Here is a 371-nt window from a genome sequence, read left to right as displayed (position 1 = left end):
CCCGAGCAGCCGTCCGGCCGCGCTGGCACTGGTGATGACCATGTCGGCACCGGACTGCTTCAGCAGCGGCGCGTTCTCCTCTTCCCGTACGGCGACCACGATCTTCGCCGAGCGGTTGAGCTGCCGTGCCGTGAGAACGGCGAGGACCGCGGTGTCGTCCCGCTGTGTGGCGATGATGATCTGCCGCGCCCTCTGCGCCTCGGCCCGCAGGAGCACATCACTGCGGGTGGCGTCTCCTACGACCCCCGCGTACCCGTCGGCTGTCGCCGCCTCGACCACCTTGGAGCTGGGGTCGACGATCACGACCTGCTCCTTCTTCAGCCCCTGGGCGCAGACGGTCTGGATCGCCGACCGCCCCTTCGTCCCGAAGC

At 69.5% G+C, this 371-nt stretch carries 1 protein-coding gene; it reads right to left on the bottom strand.

Annotation, left to right across the window (positions count from 1 at the left end):
- A partial coding sequence (locus DSY14_RS28280; protein ID WP_211719622.1) for an NAD(P)-binding protein occupies positions 1–371 on the bottom strand: 371 nt, incomplete at both ends.

The organism is Nocardiopsis sp. MG754419, assembly GCF_018207095.1.
GTDB lineage: Bacteria > Actinomycetota > Actinomycetes > Streptosporangiales > Streptosporangiaceae > Nocardiopsis.
This window is presented reverse-complemented; position numbering and strand designations above follow the sequence as displayed.